Annotated in this window: 11 protein-coding genes and 1 pseudogene; 6 read left to right on the top strand and 6 right to left on the bottom strand. The window is 71.8% G+C overall.

Translation table 11 applies throughout. The features are described from left to right. Positions 1-96 precede the first annotated feature (96 nt). Positions 97-1,428, top strand: a complete 1,332-nt coding sequence (locus ACFWSK_RS16745; RefSeq protein ID WP_383786086.1) for a TIR-like protein FxsC — start codon at positions 97-99, stop codon at positions 1,426-1,428. Next, on the top strand, positions 1,412-5,374 hold the full coding sequence (gene fxsT / locus ACFWSK_RS16740; protein ID WP_383786084.1) for an FxSxx-COOH system tetratricopeptide repeat protein: 3,963 nt from the start codon (positions 1,412-1,414) through the stop codon (positions 5,372-5,374). The genes ACFWSK_RS16745 and fxsT overlap by 17 nt, the downstream gene beginning before the upstream one ends. 143 nt (positions 5,375-5,517) lie before the next feature. On the opposite strand, the gene ACFWSK_RS16735 is transcribed toward fxsT, so the two are convergent. The 4 genes from ACFWSK_RS16735 to ACFWSK_RS16720 form a co-directional block, all read right to left on the bottom strand. After that, complete coding sequence (locus ACFWSK_RS16735; protein ID WP_383786080.1) at positions 5,518-6,381, bottom strand: alpha/beta fold hydrolase; 864 nt, start codon at positions 6,379-6,381, stop codon at positions 5,518-5,520. A gap of 128 nt (positions 6,382-6,509) precedes the next feature. Further along, the gene (locus ACFWSK_RS16730) at positions 6,510-7,352 is read right to left on the bottom strand and encodes an aminoglycoside N(3)-acetyltransferase (protein WP_383786077.1); all 843 of its coding nucleotides are present in this window, start codon (positions 7,350-7,352) and stop codon (positions 6,510-6,512) included. A 100-nt stretch (positions 7,353-7,452) separates the two neighbouring features. Then, positions 7,453-8,331 carry an aldo/keto reductase gene (locus ACFWSK_RS16725; RefSeq protein ID WP_383786075.1) on the bottom strand — a complete coding sequence of 293 codons (879 nt, stop codon included), beginning with the start codon at positions 8,329-8,331 and terminating at the stop codon, positions 7,453-7,455. Between the two features lie 14 nt (positions 8,332-8,345). Beyond that, positions 8,346-9,287: an NAD-dependent epimerase/dehydratase family protein gene (locus ACFWSK_RS16720; protein WP_383786178.1), complete on the bottom strand. Its 942-nt coding sequence runs from the start codon at positions 9,285-9,287 to the stop codon at positions 8,346-8,348. A 71-nt stretch (positions 9,288-9,358) separates the two neighbouring features. Here ACFWSK_RS16720 and ACFWSK_RS16715 point away from each other — a divergent pair. Beyond that, positions 9,359-10,270, top strand: a pseudogene (locus ACFWSK_RS16715) (LysR family transcriptional regulator). 24 nt (positions 10,271-10,294) lie between these two features. On the opposite strand, the gene ACFWSK_RS16710 reads toward ACFWSK_RS16715, so the two are convergent. Continuing rightward, positions 10,295-10,702: a CoA-binding protein gene (locus ACFWSK_RS16710; RefSeq protein WP_383786072.1), complete on the bottom strand. Its 408-nt coding sequence runs from the start codon at positions 10,700-10,702 to the stop codon at positions 10,295-10,297. A gap of 94 nt (positions 10,703-10,796) precedes the next feature. Here ACFWSK_RS16710 and ACFWSK_RS16705 point away from each other — a divergent pair, with 94 nt between their 5' ends. From ACFWSK_RS16705 to ACFWSK_RS16695, 3 genes are all read left to right on the top strand, one after another. Next, the gene (locus tag ACFWSK_RS16705) at positions 10,797-11,423 is read left to right on the top strand and encodes a YigZ family protein (RefSeq protein WP_383786069.1); all 627 of its coding nucleotides are present in this window, start codon (positions 10,797-10,799) and stop codon (positions 11,421-11,423) included. 126 nt (positions 11,424-11,549) lie between these two features. Next, a complete protein-coding gene (locus ACFWSK_RS16700; protein ID WP_383786067.1) occupies positions 11,550-12,716 on the top strand; it encodes an exonuclease SbcCD subunit D in 1,167 nt (388 codons plus the stop codon). Further along, a complete protein-coding gene (locus tag ACFWSK_RS16695) occupies positions 12,713-15,775 on the top strand; it encodes an AAA family ATPase (RefSeq protein ID WP_383786065.1) in 3,063 nt (1,020 codons plus the stop codon). Before ACFWSK_RS16700 ends, ACFWSK_RS16695 begins: the two co-directional genes overlap by 4 nt. On the opposite strand, the gene ACFWSK_RS16690 is transcribed toward ACFWSK_RS16695, so the two are convergent. After that, positions 15,765-16,211, bottom strand: coding sequence for an Lrp/AsnC family transcriptional regulator (locus tag ACFWSK_RS16690; protein ID WP_383786061.1), 447 nt, complete (start codon positions 16,209-16,211; stop codon positions 15,765-15,767). The two genes, ACFWSK_RS16695 and ACFWSK_RS16690, sit on opposite strands and share 11 nt — an antisense overlap. Positions 16,212-16,220 lie beyond the last annotated feature (9 nt).

Here is a 16,220-nt window from a genome sequence, read left to right as displayed (position 1 = left end):
GATTGATGCGTTCGCGTGGTTCCGCCGGGGAATCGAGGTTTCCTACACTGAGGGCCCAGCGAACAGCGACCGGGGGCGACGTTGGCCAGTGGAGCGGTGGGGGCCGGGGGAGACGAACCAAAGCCTTACTTCTTTCTCAGCTACGCGCATACGCCGAAGAACCATCCGAAGGACAAGGACCCGAACGTCTGGGTGGAGAGGTTCTACCGCGATCTGTGTGCACACGTACTGCAACTGACCTCCCTTCCGGCAGGTGTACCCGCCGGATTCATGGATCAGCAGATGCAGCCGGGCGAAGGGTGGCAGGAGAGGCTGTCCGAGGCCCTGGCGTACTGCAGGGTCTTCGTACCGCTCTACTCGCCGCGCTACTTCCTGAGCGAACAGTGCGGCCGTGAGTGGTACGCGTTCTCCAGCCGGGCCGTGCACCACCAGGCCGCCCAGTACAACAGCGTCCCGATCACCGGGATCGTCCCCGCGCTCTGGGTGCCCGTACCACCCAAGCAGCTCCCGCAGCCCGCGGAGCGGCTGCAGTTCAACCACGCGACCTTCGGGGACGACTACGCGGACGAGGGCTTCTACGGGCTGATCAAGCTCCGCTATCTCAGGGACCAGTACGAGCGCGCGGTGTATCTGCTGGCCAAGCGCATCGTCAAGGTCGCCGAGCAGACCCGGATGGCCGAAGGCCACCCGCACCAGGACTACCTGGCCGTACCGAGCGCCTTCGGGCCGCCGGGGCCCGCCCGCGAGATGGACATAGCCGTGCTCGCCTGTTCGCAGGCGGACCGGCCCCAGGACCGGGGCCCCGACTGCTACGGAGCGGACGCCCGGGACTGGAACCCGTACCACCCCAAGTCCTCCCGCCCACTCGCCGACCACGCGGGCGATCTCGTGCGCAACCTCGACTACCTGGTGCGGGTGGGCGACTTCGAGGCCGAGGCGGAACGGCTGCTGGCCGCCGGGGAACCCAGCGCCCCCGGCCTGCTCCTGCTCGACCAGTGGGCACTCGAAGCACCGCACCGGAGAGATCTGCTGCGGCGGCTCTGCGCCCAGGACCGGCCCTGGATCAGCATCATGGTTCCGTGGAACCGCGAGGACCCGGAATCCGCGCTCCGCTCGCAATCCCTGCACTCGGCCGCCGAGATCTTCGCGGCCGACACCGCCGGCGGCCACCGCTCACCCGGCGCCGGGGTGCCCACACTCGAAGCGTTCAGCGAAGAACTGCCGCGCGCCGTGCGGGCGGCCGACCGGCACTACACGGCTCAGGCGAAGACCTACCCCCCGGAGGGGCGGGGCGGGCGAATACCACGCGTGCTTCCAGGCGGCGTCGGTTACGGCGCCGATGTTCACGTCACCCCTCCTGATGGACCGCACCAGGGCAAAGGCCACGCCGACGACGCGGAGGGACCCTCGGATGACCGAGAACCGTGAAGGCACCATCGTCACCTTTTACTCGTACAAGGGCGGCACCGGGCGCACCATGGCTCTCGCCAACACCGCCTGGATTCTTGCCGCCAACGGATACCGGGTGCTCGCCGTCGACTGGGACCTGGAGGCGCCGGGCCTGCACCGGTTCTTCCATCCCTTCCTCGACTTCTCCGACCTGGAGGCCACCCCGGGGGTGATCAACCTGATCACCGAGTACCAGGAGGAGGTGCGCAGGCCCGCCGAGCGGGAGCCCGAATGGCACCGCGACTACGCCCGGGTCCGCCCGCACGCCACCTCCCTGAACTGGTCGTTCCCGTTCGGCGGGAGCCTCGACTTCGTCTCCGCGGGGCGCCGCAACCGTGACTACTCGGCGACCGTGGGCCGGATGGACTGGGAGGACTTCTACGAGCGTTACGACGGCGGCCAGTTCTTCGATGCGATGCGTACCGATATGCAACGGCACTACGACTACACCCTCATCGACAGCCGGACCGGAATCAGTGACATCGGGGACATCTGCACCGTCCAGATGCCGCAAGTGCTCGTCGTCTGCTTCACGTTGAGCGACCAGAGCATCGACGGCGCGGCCGCCGTCGCCCGCGACATCCAGGAGCGCTTCCACGACAAGAACATCCGCATCCTGCCGGTGCCGATGCGGATCGACGACGGCGAGAAGGAGAAGGCCGACGCCGGCCGGGCCCTCGCCAGGGAGAGCTTCAGCGGCTTCCCGAGCGGGCTGAGCAGCGAGGAACTGGCGGGCTACTGGGGCTCGGTGGAGATTCCCTACCGGCCCTTCTACGCGTACGAGGAGATCCTCGCGACCTTCGGCGACGCACCCAATGTGTCCAGCTCCATGCTCACCTCCTGCGAGCGGCTCACCTCGGTCCTCACCGACGGAGCGGTCAGCGCCCTGCCGCCGATGGACGAGGCCGAACGGCTCGGCTACGTCGCGGCCTACACACGGCGGCGGCCCGTGCCGCCGTCCAACGTGGTGCTCACCTACGTGGCCGAGGACCAGATGTGGGCCGACTGGCTGCAGGCCGTGCTCTCCCGGGCGGGATTCCACGTCGTCGCCGTCGACGTCCGGTCCGCGCAAGCGGCTGGCGCCGAGGCGGCGTTCGCTCCAGGTGCCACGTACCGCGTAGTCTCCGTCGTCTCGCAGGCGTACCAGAACTCCAGCCCTGCCAGGACCCTGTGGGACTCCGTGTCCGGCCTCGACCCCACCGGAAGCCGCCGCCAGCCGATACCTGTCCGGGTCGGCGACGTACGGCTGAACCTGCCCGCGAGCAGCCGCGCGGTCGTCGACCTCGTGCGGCTCGACGAGACCGAGGCCGCGGCCGCCCTGCTCGGCGCCCTGGACCGGGACGAACCCGCCGCCTCGCCTCCCGTCCCCGACGGCGGGCCCCGCTTCCCCGGAGCGGCGCCGAAGGTGTGGAACGTACGGCCCCGGCACGCCTGGTTCACCGGGCGTGCCTCCGTGCTGGAGCGGGTGCGCGATCAGCTGCGCGGCGACACCCGCTCGGGACAGCGCCTGCCCCAAGTCCTGTACGGGCTCGGCGGCGTGGGAAAGACCCAGGTGGCCAGGGAGTACGCACACCGCTTCCGCGCCGACTACGACCTGGTGTGGTGGGTCGAGTCCGAGCAGCCCGACCGGGTGCTCTCCTCGCTCGCCGAACTGGCCGCCGAGATGGGGCTGCGTACGGGTGACGGGGTCACCGACGCCGCGATGGCCGCCCTGGAGGCGTTACGCAGCGGAACGCCGTACTCCCGCTGGCTGCTCGTCTTCGACAACGTCGAGGACCTCGATAACGCCCTGGACATCTTCGCCGACGAGACCGCGCCCATCTCGGACTCGCTCTACGGCCACATCCTCGCCACCTGCCGCAACAAGCCCGTATCGGCGCAGGTCGAGACGACGGAGGTCGAGGTCTTCGCACGCTCCGAGAGCGTGGAGCACCTCTGCCGCCGCGTCCGCAAGCTGCCCGCGCGGGACGCGGACCGGGTGGCCGAGGCCGTCGGTGACCTGCCCCTGGCGGTCGAGGTCGCGGCCGCCTGGCTCGCCGAGACGGCGACCCCGGTCGACGACTACGTACAACAGCTCAGGGAACAGAGCACCAAGGTCCTGTCCCTCGGCACACCGGACGACTACGCGCAGCAGATCGGTGCCACCTGGAACATCTCCATCGCCAGACTCCGTGAGGAATCCAAGGCCGCGGTACGGCTCCTGGAACTGTGCTCGTTCTTCTCGGCCGAACCCATCTCGATGAGTCTCATCGGCAGCGACTCGATGCTCCGCTCGCTCCTCCCGTACGACCCCGACCTGCGCGAGCGGTACATGCTCGGCAAGGTCACCCAGGCACTCAACCGCTTCGCGCTGGCCAAGGTGGACCCGGCGGACAGCAGCATCCAGGTGCACCGCCTCGTCCAGGCCGCCGTCCGCTCCGGGATGTCCAGGGACGAGCGGGCGAAGGCGATGCACGAAGTGCACGTCACCCTCGCGGCGGCCCGCCCGCAGGACACCGGGGAACTGGACAGCCCCGTGAACGACCCGCGCACCTGGCCGAGCTTCGAACTGATCTGGCCGCACCTCGGCGCATCGGGCATCGCCGACTGCGACGAGGAGTCCGGCCGGCAGCTCATGCTCGACCGGATCCGCTACCTCCTCAAGCGCGGTGAGCTGGAGAACGCCCGGGTGCTGGGAACCCAGCTGAACGGCACGTGGACCCGCGAGCTCGGCGAGGACGACAAGCAGACGCTGAACCTCCGCTTCGAACTGGCCAACGCGCTCCGGGCCCAGGGCAAGTACCACGCGGCGCTCGCCCTGGACGAGGACACCAGGGAACGGCAGATCCGGGTGTTCCACGCCGACCACCCCAACGTCCTGATCACCACCGGGAGCCTCGCCGCCGACCTGCGGGCCCTGGGCCGCTTCGACGAAGCGCTGGAACGCGACGTGCGGATCTACCGGGGCATGCGGGAGACCTTCGGCGAGGACCACCCGCGCACCCTGACCGCGGCCAACAACCTCGCGATCGACTACCGGCTGACCGGCGACAGCGAACGCGCCCGCAGGCTGGACGAACAGACCGTCGAGCGGCGCAGCGCCCTGCTGACCATGGATCACCCCTACACCCTCACCACCAAGGGCCACCTCGCCCGCGACCTGCGGGAGACCGGGGAGTACGAGGCATCGGTACAGGTCCTGCGGGAGGTGATCGCCGCCTTCGACCGCAGCGTGCTCAACGCCGACGTACCCGAGGCGCTGCGTACGGCCAAGAGCCTCGCCGTATCGCTGCGCAAGGCCGGACACCCGCACGAGGCCAAGCGGCTCACCGAGGAGACGTACGGCCGCTACCGGGGGCGGTACGGGGCCAAGGTGCCCGACGCGCTGGCCTGCGGGCTCAACCTGGCCGCCGACTTCTTCGCGGTCGGGGACAAGCAGACGGCCCTCGACCTCGCCCTTCAGGCGCTGGAGGGCTACCGGGAGAGCCTGGGCGAGGAACACCCCTTCACGCTGGCCTGCCGCAACAACGTGGGCATCTATCTGCGCGGGCTCGGCGAGGCCCGGCGGGCCGCCGAGGTGGGCGAGCTGGTACGGGCGGCGCTGGAGGACCAGCTGGGGCCCTCGCACCCGTTCACGCTCTGCGCGGCGATCAACCTCGCCAACGCCTACGGGGACCTGCACCGGCCCGACGCGGCGGAACAGTGGGAACGCATCGCGCTGGAGGGGCTGACGGCGAGGTACGGGGCCACGCACCCCGACGTCCTCGTCTGCCGCTCCAACCTCGCCATCACCCTGCGCGCGGCGGGCCGCGAGGTGGAGGCGCAGCGGATGCGGGCCGAGGTACTCGAACCGGCCGCCGTGCGGCTGGGAGCGGATCACCCGATCACCGAGGCGGCCCGCTCCTGGCGGCGCGTCAGCCGTGACCTGGAGCCGCAGCCGGTGTGAGCCGGGGAGCGGGGGCGGTGCGGGGCCGGGGGCCCGGCGGGCGGTTCACCACGATGTCCGCGGGGCCCGGCGGACGGTTCACCACGATGTCCGCGGGGCCCGGCGGACGGTTCACCACGATGTCCGCGGGGCCCGGCGGACGTTCACCACGACGTCCAGCCGAGCACCCGGGTCAGCACCCGCAGGGCGCCGAAGTGTGCGGCACCCCGCTCCACGACCAGTTCGGACCCGGGGATGCGCTCGGCGAGCCACCGGGTGTGCGAAACCGGCGCGAAGACGTCGTCCTCGCCGTGCCACAGGAGTACGGGCGAGGCGATGTCCCCGGGGCTGAAACCCCAGTCGGTGCTGAACGACATCACGTCGTCGACCCAGCCGTCGGCCGAACTGCGCAGTCCCTCGGCGAAGTTACGCGTGAGCATCGCCCGGATACCGGCATCGGCGACGATGCCGCGGTCCGAGGCTGGCAGCGTGCTGTGCATCTCGGCGACCATGCCCGCGGGGTCCGCCCGGATCGTGGCCGACCTGAACTCCAGTGCGGCCGTCAACTGGCGTGCGCCGGCCGCCGCGTTGGTGTACTCACGGACGTTCGACTCGGTCATGCCGTCGAACCAGTCCAGGCCGTGCGCGTCGCGCGGCGCGAGTCCGACGAGCGCCGCCGTCCGGGCCGTGCGGTCCGGCAGCAGCGCCGCGCAGGCGAGGGCGTGCGGAGCCCCGCCCGACCGGCCGACGACGCCGAACCGCTCGATGCCCAGGGCGTCCGCGATAGCGGCGACGTCATCGGCCACATGGGCCACGGGGCGTCCGGGCAACCGGTCCGAATCGCCGTAGCCCGGGCGGTCGTAGGCGATGAGATGGACGCCCAGCCGGTACAGCACGGAGCCCCGGGGTGCCGGGCCGAGCCGGCTGCCGGGTGTGCCGTGCAGAAGGAAGACGGGCCTTCCGTGCGGCTTGCCGTAGTGTTCGACGGCCAGTTGACGGCCGTCCTCGGTGCGAATCAGCTGCTTCATCCGGCGCCTCCCCCATAGGTCCGACACGCCGCAAGTATGAGCGCAGGCACGGCAGTTGGTACATAGGTGCTCCAGCCAACGGTCGTAGTCGGCCCGCGCGCGGGCGGCTCCGGCCGACGGGCCCGGTCCTACGGACGGATCGCTTTTGCCGGGTCCGCCGGGCGGTCCGCCCGGTGCTCCGCGAGCCATTCGGCCGCGAAGTCCACGGCGGTGGTGAGACGGACGAGCCTGGTGTACGCGGCGCCGACCCGGCCCGTGCGCACGGCCCCCGTGGAGTCCGACTCCTCGAAGTCCCGCCCCAGTTCGGCGAAGTCGCTGTCGTCCAGATCGACGTCCTCGTACTCCCACCACCGGCGCCGGCCCCGCACCGTCACCACGCAGCGGTAGCGCCGGCGCGGCGGCCGCGCCACCCGGTACTCGGCCAGGTGGAAGGCGGTGCACGTATCGAATCCCGTCCCCAGCAGGAGGATCCGGGCATCGCTCTCGTACAGCGCGGCGAGCGGGGAGTCCTCGCCGTAGTGGCAGTCCGGGCGATGGCGCGCGGTCAGTGCGCAGGCGGCGGGCCCGAGCGCGGCGAACGAGGTCTGCGGGTGACCGCTGCGTTCGGCGCCCGGAGTCAGCCGCACCGCCTCGGCGAGGCGGCCCACGGACGGCGCGGGCGTGGTCGCCCGGTCGAACGGAGGCATCGCGGCTCGCACGGCCTCGCGGGCCTCATCGCTCAGGCCGTGGACACTGCGGCGGTAGGCGGGCGAGGTGTCGGAGTTCTCCGGAGTGATCGCCGGGACCACCAGGGTCCCGTCCGGCCCCAGGACCCGGCGCAGGGCGTCCACCAGGGTGCGGGCGCCCCCCTCGACAGCCCCGACGGAACGCATCGAGGCGTGCACCAGCAGCACCCCGCCCCGTCGCACGCCGAGCTCGGACAACTGGGACGCCGCCCGCTCACCGCTGAGGAGTTCGCTCACGGCGGTCATTGTCTCCGGTGGCGGCCCCGCGCGACAGGACGCCTCGTGGGCCTCGCGGTTGAGCCGAGTCGTGGCATCTCAGCGGCGGGGGCGGGTGAGACGTCACCGCCTACCGAGCGTCGTCGAGCCGCATCACCTCCGCCTCGCTCAGCTTGAGTCCGGCGGCCCGGGCGGAGTCCTGAACCGTTGCCGGGCGACTGGCTCCTGGCAGCGGGATCACCGTAGGGGAGCGGGCCAGCAGCCAGGCCAGGGCGATCTGTTGCGGGCTGACGCCATGCTCGGCCGCGATGTGGTGGAAGGCGGTGCCCGCAGACGTCGGGCCCGACGGGCCGTCGAGTGAGCTGCGGGAGATGCCACCCAGCGGGCTCCACGGCAGGAAGGCCAGGCCCAACTGTGTGCTCAGCCGCAGCTGGGGCTCGCTGCCGCGCACGGCGGGAGAGTACTGGTTCTGTACGGAGACCAGCCCGTCGCCGAGGACTGCGTGCGCCTCGAGGATGTGGCCGGTGCTCACATTGGAGATACCGGCCGTGCGGATCGTGCCGGCGTCGAGCAGCTCGCGCAGCGCGCCGACGGAATCGGCCCAGGGCACGGCCGGGTCCGGCTTGTGCAGCTGGTAGAGGCCGATGGCCTCGACGCCCAGTCGCTTCACGGATGCCTCGGCGGCGCGCTTGAGGTGTTCGGGGGTGCCGGTCACGGTCCAGCTGCCGTCGCCGGGCCGGCCGCGACCGCCCTTGGTGGCGACCAGGACACCGGAGGTGTCGCTGCCGTGGCCGGCCAGGGCGCGGGCGACGAGGAGTTCGTTGTGACCGGCCTCGTCGGCGTGCCAGTGGTAGCTGTCGGCCGTGTCGATGAGGGTGACCCCCGCGTCGAGGGCGGCGTGGACCGTGGCGATGGCCCGCCTCTCGTCCGGGCGGCCCTCGATCGACAGTGGCATGGCGCCAAGGCCGATGGCGCTGACGGTGGTGCTTCCGATGGTGCGGTACTCCATGGCGGACCTGTCCTTCAGACGATGTGCGGGGCGGATGCGCCGATGGCTTCGGTCACGGCGCCCGGCAGCCAGTCGGTGGTGCGGGAGAAGGCGAAGCCCAGCTCCTTCGCACGGGCGTTGCTCATCGCGTAGTGGCGGTCGAAGGAGAACGGCGAGGTGTCCTCCCGCGCACCGGCGGTGCGGTGGACGGGCTCCCGGCCGACCTGCGCGGCGATCGCGGCGCTCAGGTCGCGTACGTCGAGCAGGCCGTCGGAACAGGCGCTCAGCGGGCCGGTGAAGCCGGTCGCCGTGGCCGCCCACAGCAGCAGGTCAGCCAGTTCCTCGTAATGGATGAAGACCGTGGGCAGCTCCTCGGCGTGCACGGCGATCTCCGTGCCCCGGGTGATGTGTTCGACGTAGTGAGCCAGCCGGCCGGTGAACTCCTGTGCGCCGCCACCGAGTACGTGGGCGCTGCGCACGGAGGCGAAGTCGAACCCGCCGTCGAGGGTGAGAACCGCCTCCGCCTGGCGCTTGCCCTCGGCGTAGTGTGCCTCCAGGTACGCGTCGTCCTGCCAGGGCAGATCCGTCCGGACCGGCCAAGCGGCCGGGTCCACGATCTCCTCCGGCAGCGGAGTGTCCCGTGGGACGGATGGCAGCCCGGTGGTCGCCGGGTCGTACACCTCGATCGTGGACGTCATGACGTACCGCTGGGTACGACCGTGGAACGCGCGGGCGGCGATCGCAGCCTGCACCGGGGTGTAGCAGATCTGGTCGACGACCACATCGAAGGTGCGGGACCCGAGCACGCCAACGAGGGCGGCCTCGTCGTCGCGGTCGACGACGAGGTGCTCGACACCGGAGGGGGGCAGGCTGGAGCCGCGGTTGAGCACAGTGACCTGGCAACCCGCCGCCTGCAGGCGCTGGACCAGAAGTTTGCCGAAGTACCGGCTGCCGCCGATGACGCAGATCTTCTCCATGCCCTCTACCCTGGCCACCTCCTGTCCACAGTGGAAGTGCTCAGTTACTGGATCCGTATTAAGGAGAACTGTTGATCGACGTACAGCGGCTGCGTGTTCTGCGGGCGGTTGCGGAGCGCGGCAGCTTCAACCAGGCGGCGGCAGCTCTCCACCTCACCCCCTCGGCCGTCTCCTAGCACGTCGCCGCCCTGGAGCGCAGCCTCGGTGCCCAGGTGGTCGCGCGCAGCACCCGCGGGGTCACCCTCACCGGAGCCGGCCGGATCATGGTCGGAGCCGCCGAGTCGGTTGCCGCCGAGCTCGAGCACGCACAGCAGCAGGTCGACCGGCTGAGCACGGGCCGCACCCAGCTCACCGTGGCTACGTTCACCAGCGGCGGCAGGCTCCTGCTCCCCGGCGCCCTCGCCAAGCTGACGCGAGCCCATCCCGACACCGTTCTCCATGTCAGGGAGGGCGAGCCCGAGGACAGCCTGCCCCTGGTCCGGCAGGGCACTGTGGACCTCGCGCTCGCTTACCACTTCGACGGCCCGCTGCCCGGACAGCCGGGCCGGGGCTCCACACTGAAGTGGACTGCGCTCATGGAGGACCCGCTGCACATCGTCCTGCCCGAGGAGCATCGACTGGCCGGTCGCGATGTGCTCGACATCGCCGACCTGGCAGCCGAGCCCTGGGTGCTCGGCTGCCTCAAGACCGAGGCGTACCTACGCCGCTACGCCGAGCGTGCGGGCTTCGACCCAGAGATCCGAAGCACCACGACCGACTACTTCTTCGCCCGCTCGCTCGTCGCCGCGGGCGTGGGAATCTCGCTGATCCCGTCCATCGCGCTGGCACCGGAAGTCCCGGGCCTTCGCGCCGTCCCGATCAGATCGTCGGCTCCGACCCGGCACATCGGCGTCGCCACGCTCGGCCGTCGCCGCGACCACCTTCCGGTCACGACTCTGATCCAGGCCCTTCAGGAGCAGGCGGCAGCATGGGACGAAGGGTGACGGCGGACGGCCGGTCACCGTGTCCTAGCGCAGGGACTTGAGTTCGATCGCCGGGCAGCGGTCCATGACCATGTCGAGTCCGGCGGCCGTGGTGCGCCGATGGGCGGCCTCGTCGATGACACCGAGCTGGAACCAGACGGCCTTGGCACCGATGGCGACGGCCTCGTCGGCGACCGCGCCCGCGAGGTCGCTGTTCACGAACACGTCGACCACGTCGACGTCGAAGGGAATCGCGTCCAGGGACGGATACCCGGGCTCCCCGTGGACGGTCTCGGCCCTGGGATGCACCGGCACGATCTTCTTGCCGTAACGCTGGAGGACCGCGGCGACACGGTAGGCCGCCCGGGCCTCGTTCGACGACAGGCCCACGACGGCCCAGACGTCGCCGGAATCGGTGAGGATCTTGCGGATGGTGTCCTGGTCGCCGTACATGCCATGCCCTCCTGCGGACGCGAATACTGACTGCCTGCGCAACCCACGGCAGGCGCCGGGGATTCCCCGGCAGGGCGGCGCATAGGGTGGCCGGATGCAGGAGCAGTACCGGACAGTCGCCCGTGCGGGCGTGCACGAGACCGAGATCAACCGCTCGCGCTTCATCTGCGCGCTCGCCCCCGCCGCCACCGAGCAGGAGGCGCAGGACTTCGTCGCACGCGTACGCAAGGAGCACCCCACCGCCAGCCACAACTGCTTCGCGTACGTGATCGGCGCCGACGCCTCCGTGCAGAAGGCGTCCGACGACGGGGAGCCCGGGGGTACCGCGGGTGTTCCCATGCTGCACATGCTCATGCGCCGTGAGGTGCGTTACGTGGCCGCGGTCGTCACCCGCTACTACGGCGGAGTGAAGCTCGGGGCCGGTGGTCTGATCCGGGCCTACGGCGGATCGGTGGGCGAAGCACTCGACGCGCTCGGCACGATCACGCGCCAGCGCTTCCGGCTGGCCACCATCACGGTGGACCACCAGCGCGCGGGCAAGCTGGAGAACGACCTGCGGGCCACCGGCCGTGCCGTGCGCGAGGTCACATACGCGGAGGCGGTGACCATCGGGATCGGGCTACCGGACGCCGATGTCGCGGGATTCACGGGCTGGCTGGCCGATGTGACGGCGGGCTCGGCCACCCTCGAACTGGGCGGGGAAGCGTACGGGGACGTCTGAATCCGTGATTGATGCGGGTTCCGGGGGCGACCGGCGTTAGCGTGGTCGGTGCCGATCGTGCGATCACGGGTCGGCCCCGGGGTGGAGGAAGAGAAACATGCAGGTCGTGGCCGTCGGAGTGATGTCTTGAGGATTCTGCACACGTCCGACTGGCATCTGGGCCGCTCGCTCCACCGTGTTCCGATGCTCGACGCGCAGCGGACCTTCCTCGACCACCTGGTGGCCACGGTGAAGGAGCGCGGGGCCGACGCCGTCCTGGTGTCCGGTGACGTCTACGACCGGGCCGTGCCGCCGCTGTCCGCCGTCGAGTTGTTCGACGACGCGCTGCACCGGCTCGCCGCCGCCGGCGTGCCGACCGTCATGATCTCCGGGAACCACGACTCGGCCCGCAGGCTCGGCGTGGGCGCGGGTCTGATCGGGCGGGCCGGGATCCATCTGCGTACCGACCCCGAGGGCTGCGACACCCCCGTCGTCCTGCGCGACGCACACGGCGAGGTGGCGTTCTACGGGCTGCCCTACCTGGAACCCGCCCTCGTCAAGGACACCCTCGGCGCCTCGAAGGCGGGCCACGAGGCCGTCCTCACGGCCGCCATGGACCGTGTCCGCGCCGACCTCGCGAGCCGGCCCGCCGGGACCCGGTCGGTGGTCCTCGCCCATGCCTTCGTCGCGGGCGGCGAGCCCAGCGACAGCGAACGCGACATCACCGTCGGCGGCGTCGCCGCCGTGCCCGCCGGAGTCTTCGACGGCGTCGACTACGTGGCCCTGGGGCATCTGCACGGCAGCCAGCGCGTCACCGAACGCGTGCGCTACTCCGGCTCTCCGCTCGCCTACTCCTTCTCCGAGGCGGACCACCGCAAGACGATGTGGCTGGTGGATCTCGACGGCGAGGGCTCCGTCGCCGCCGAGCGTGTCGACTGCCCGGTGCCCCGCCGCCTCGCCCGGCTCCGCGGACACCTCGACACCCTGCTCGAGGACCCGCGTCACGAACAGCACGAGGACTCCTGGGTCGAGGCCACCCTGACCGACCCGGTGCGCCCGGACGACCCGATGGCCCGCCTCGTCGAGCGCTTCCCGCACACCCTCAGCCTCGTCTTCGACCCGGAACGGGCCCCCGAGGACCCCTCCGCCTCGTACGCACAGCGCCTCAAGGGACGTGACGACCACCAGATCGCGGAGGACTTCGTGGCCCATGTGCGCGGCGGCAGCGGACCGGACGAGCGGGAACGCACGGTGCTGCGCTCCGCCTTCGACGACGTACGGGTCGACGCCGGCGTGCACGAGGTGTCCCGTTGAGGCTCCACCGGCTCACCATCACGGCCTTCGGCCCCTTCGGCGCCGCCCAGGAGATCGACTTCGACGCGCTCTCCTCAGCCGGACTCTTCCTGCTGCACGGCCAGACGGGCGCGGGGAAGACCTCGGTTCTGGACGCAGTCTGCTACGGCCTGTACGGGGCGGTGCCCGGTGCCCGGCAGAGCCCAGGGACCTCCCTGCGCAGTGATCACGCGGCGGAGGGCCTGACCACCGAGGTCTGCCTGGAGCTGACCGTCGGGGGACGCCGCCTGGAAGTGACCAGGCGCCCGGCCCAGCCGCGCCGCAAGAAGAAGGGCACCGGCTTCACGACGGAGAAGGCGCAGAGCTGGCTGCGCGAGTACGACTCCGAGCAGGGCTGGCGCGCCCTCAGCCGTTCGCACCAGGAGATCGGTGAGGAGCTCTCCGAGCTCATCGGGATGAACCGGGAACAGTTCTGCCAGGTGGTCCTGCTGCCCCAGGGTGACTTCGCCCGCTTCCTGCGCGCGGATGCGGAGGCCCGCGGCAGGCTGCTCGGCAGACTCTTCGACACCCGGCGCTTCGCGGCTGTCGAGGAACGGCTCGCCGAGCTGCGCCGTGGCGCCGAGGCCCAGGTCAGGGCCGGGGACGAACAGATCATCGGCCTCGCCCAGCGGATCGCGCAGGCGGCCGGGCCCGCCGGACGGGAGTGGCCGCTGCCCGAGGCACAGCCGGGTGAGCCCGGACTCGCCGAAGGCGTCCTGGAGTGGGCTGCCGTGGCACGTGCCGGGGCACGGGAACGGCGCACCGTCGCCGAGTGGGCGCTGTCCGCCGCCGAGAGCCGCCAGGCCGCCGCCCGCCGCGCACTCGACGCGGAACGCGAACTCGCCAGGCTCCAGCAGCGGTACGAGGAGACCGGGCGCCGCGCCGCCGCTCTGGAGGCGGGCCGCCCCGAACGAGAGAGCTGCGGCGAACAGCTGGAGCGTGCGCGCAAGGCAGATCTGGTCGCTCCCGCACTGGACCTGCGCGACGAGGCGGAACGGGCCTACCGCGCGGCGAGCGAGGCCCGTGAGCGGTCGCGCGGCCGGCTTCCCGCCGACCTGGCCGACGCGGGCGCTGAGCAACTCGCCACGCTGGAACGCCGGTTCCGCCAGGAACTGGGCGGACTGGAAGCGGCGCGCCGGGCGGAGCGCCGCAGCGCGGCGATCGACGCCGAACGCGCCACGCTCGAACGGCAGTCGCGCGCAGACGACGAACTGATCCAGGAGACCGGGCACTGGCTCGCCGGCTGGGACGCCACCCGCCGCGAGCTCCAGGAACGCATCGAGGACGCCCAGGAGGCGGCGACCCGCGCGGAGCAGCTGGCCGGCCGGCTGGCCCCCGCCCGCCGGAGGCTGGACGCGGCCCGCCGGCGTGACGCGCTCGCCGAGGAGACGGCGGCCGCCGCCCGCCGGATGTCCGACGCCCGCGACAGCGCACTCGCGGCACACGAACACTGGCTTGCCCTGCGGGAGCGGCGGTTGCGCGACATCGCGGCGGAACTCGCCGCGGGACTGGTCGACGGCGCAGCCTGCACGGTCTGCGGCTCCGCCGAGCACCCGGACCCCGCACGGCCCGGAGACGGGCATGTGGACCGGGCGACCGAGGAAGTGGCACTCGCCGCGCACCGCAGTGCCGAAGCGGCACGCACCGCGGCGGAGCACGAACTCGGCGCCGTACGTGAGCGGTTCGCCGCGGCGAGCGCCGAGGCGGCGGAGGGGCCCGAAGGGGGAGAGGCGCCGAAGGAGACGGACGGCGTCACCGTCACCGGCCCCTCGGTCGCCGAACTCGACGCGCTCGTCGTCGGGTTGTCCAGGGAACACTCCTCCGCCCACCGGCTGGCCGCCGGGATGCACGCGGCCAGGGAAGCCCTCGCAGCCGCCGAGCGCGAGCAGGCCGGCAGGCTCGACCAGTGCCGGCAGGCGGAGCGCCGCGCCGCCTCCCGTACCTCTCAGCGCGAGGCGCTGGACCGGGAACAGGCGGCGCTCGAAGCCGAGTTGGCGACGGCGCGCGGCGAGTCCGCCACGGTCGCCGCATACGCCCACCGGCTGGAGCGCAGGGTGGAACTGCTTGGCGAGGCGGCCGACGCGGTACGTACCGAGCAGAGCGCCGCCCAGCGGCGCAAGGAGGCCGACGACCGGCTGGCCGACGCCGCGTTCAAGGCCGGGTTCGACACCCCGGACGCCGCGGCGGCGACCCTGCTCACCGACGCGGGACAGCGTCGGCTCCAGCACCGGATCGACGCCTGGCAGGCCGAGGCCGCCGCCGTCGCCGACCGGCTCGCGGAACAGGACGCGCGCGCCGCCGCCGAACGCCCGCCGGCGGCACCGGATGCCGCGCAGGCCGCGTACGACACCGCCGAGCGGCTGCTGCGGGACGCCGGGGCGGCGCTGTCCGCCGCCCGCGAACGGTGCTCCGAACTCGACCGGCTGTCGCGCCGGGCGGACGCGGAGGTTCGCGCGCAGGGGCCGCTGCGCCGGGAGTACGAGCAGGTGGCCCGGCTCGCCGGGCTGACCGCGGGCACCTCCGCGGACAACGAGCGCAAGATGCGTCTGGAGGCGTACGTGCTCGCCGCTCGCCTCGAACAGGTCGCCGCCGCTGCCACCGCCCGGCTCCAGAAGATGTCGTCGGGCCGCTACACCCTGGTCCACTCGGACGCCCGCTCCGGTGGCCGCCGTGCCGGGCTCGGCCTGCACGTCGTGGACTCCTGGACCGGCCGGGAGCGCGATACGGCGACGCTGTCCGGCGGCGAGACGTTCTTCGCCTCGCTGGCGCTGGCACTCGGCCTCGCCGATGTCGTCACCGACGAGGCCGGCGGCGTACGGCTGGACACCCTCTTCATCGACGAGGGCTTCGGCAGCCTGGACGAGCAGACCCTCGACGAGGTGCTCGACGTCCTGGACTCGCTGCGGGAACGGGACCGCAGTGTCGGCATCGTCAGCCACGTGGCCGATCTGCGCCGCCGCATCCCCGCCCAGCTCGAAGTGGTGAAGGAACGGCACGGTTCGGCGGTGCGCCTCCGCGCGGCGGACGGGCTCAGCGGCTGATCGGCCGCCGGGGGAGCGGGGAGGAGTACACGATGCTGGTGGTCACGGCGCCGAGGCTGCCGATCCTGCCGGTGACCTCTTCCAGGTGGCGCATGGACCGGGCGGTGACCTTGAGCACGAAGCAGTCGTCACCCGTCACGTGGTGCGCCTCGATGATCTCCGGTGTCGTGTCCGTCAGATCGTGGAACGGCTTGTAATTGCCGTTGGGGTAGCGCAGCCGTACGAGGGCGAGGATCGGCAGTCCGAGCCGCTCGGGGTCCACCACCGCGGCGTAACCGCTGATCACGCCCAGTTCCTCCAGGCGGCGCACCCGTTCGGTGACCGCGCTCGGGGACATCGCTACGGCGCGCGCCAGCTCGGCGAACGAGGCCCGGCCGTCACGCTGAAGGACATCGAGGATGCGCCAGTCGGTGGCGTCCGGGGAATAGTCGGTCATGTTCGCCAG

Source organism: Streptomyces sp. NPDC058620, from assembly GCF_042717135.1.
Lineage (GTDB): Bacteria > Actinomycetota > Actinomycetes > Streptomycetales > Streptomycetaceae > Streptomyces.
This window is presented reverse-complemented; position numbering and strand designations above follow the sequence as displayed.

Excerpts from the sequence above, each read along its gene's own strand:
- ACFWSK_RS16730 (WP_383786077.1), bottom strand. The coding sequence starts at position 7,352 with ATGACCGCCGTGAGCGAACTCCTCAGCGGTGAGCGGGCGGCGTCCCAG.
- ACFWSK_RS16690 (WP_383786061.1), bottom strand. The coding sequence starts at position 16,211 with ATGACCGACTATTCCCCGGACGCCACCGACTGGCGCATCCTCGATGTC.
- ACFWSK_RS16710 (WP_383786072.1), bottom strand. The coding sequence starts at position 10,702 with ATGTACGGCGACCAGGACACCATCCGCAAGATCCTCACCGATTCCGGC.
- ACFWSK_RS16735 (WP_383786080.1), bottom strand. The coding sequence starts at position 6,381 with ATGAAGCAGCTGATTCGCACCGAGGACGGCCGTCAACTGGCCGTCGAA.
- ACFWSK_RS16705 (WP_383786069.1), top strand. The coding sequence starts at position 10,797 with ATGCAGGAGCAGTACCGGACAGTCGCCCGTGCGGGCGTGCACGAGACC.
- fxsT (WP_383786084.1), top strand. The coding sequence starts at position 1,412 with ATGACCGAGAACCGTGAAGGCACCATCGTCACCTTTTACTCGTACAAG.
- ACFWSK_RS16725 (WP_383786075.1), bottom strand. The coding sequence starts at position 8,331 with ATGGAGTACCGCACCATCGGAAGCACCACCGTCAGCGCCATCGGCCTT.
- ACFWSK_RS16720 (WP_383786178.1), bottom strand. The coding sequence starts at position 9,287 with ATGGAGAAGATCTGCGTCATCGGCGGCAGCCGGTACTTCGGCAAACTT.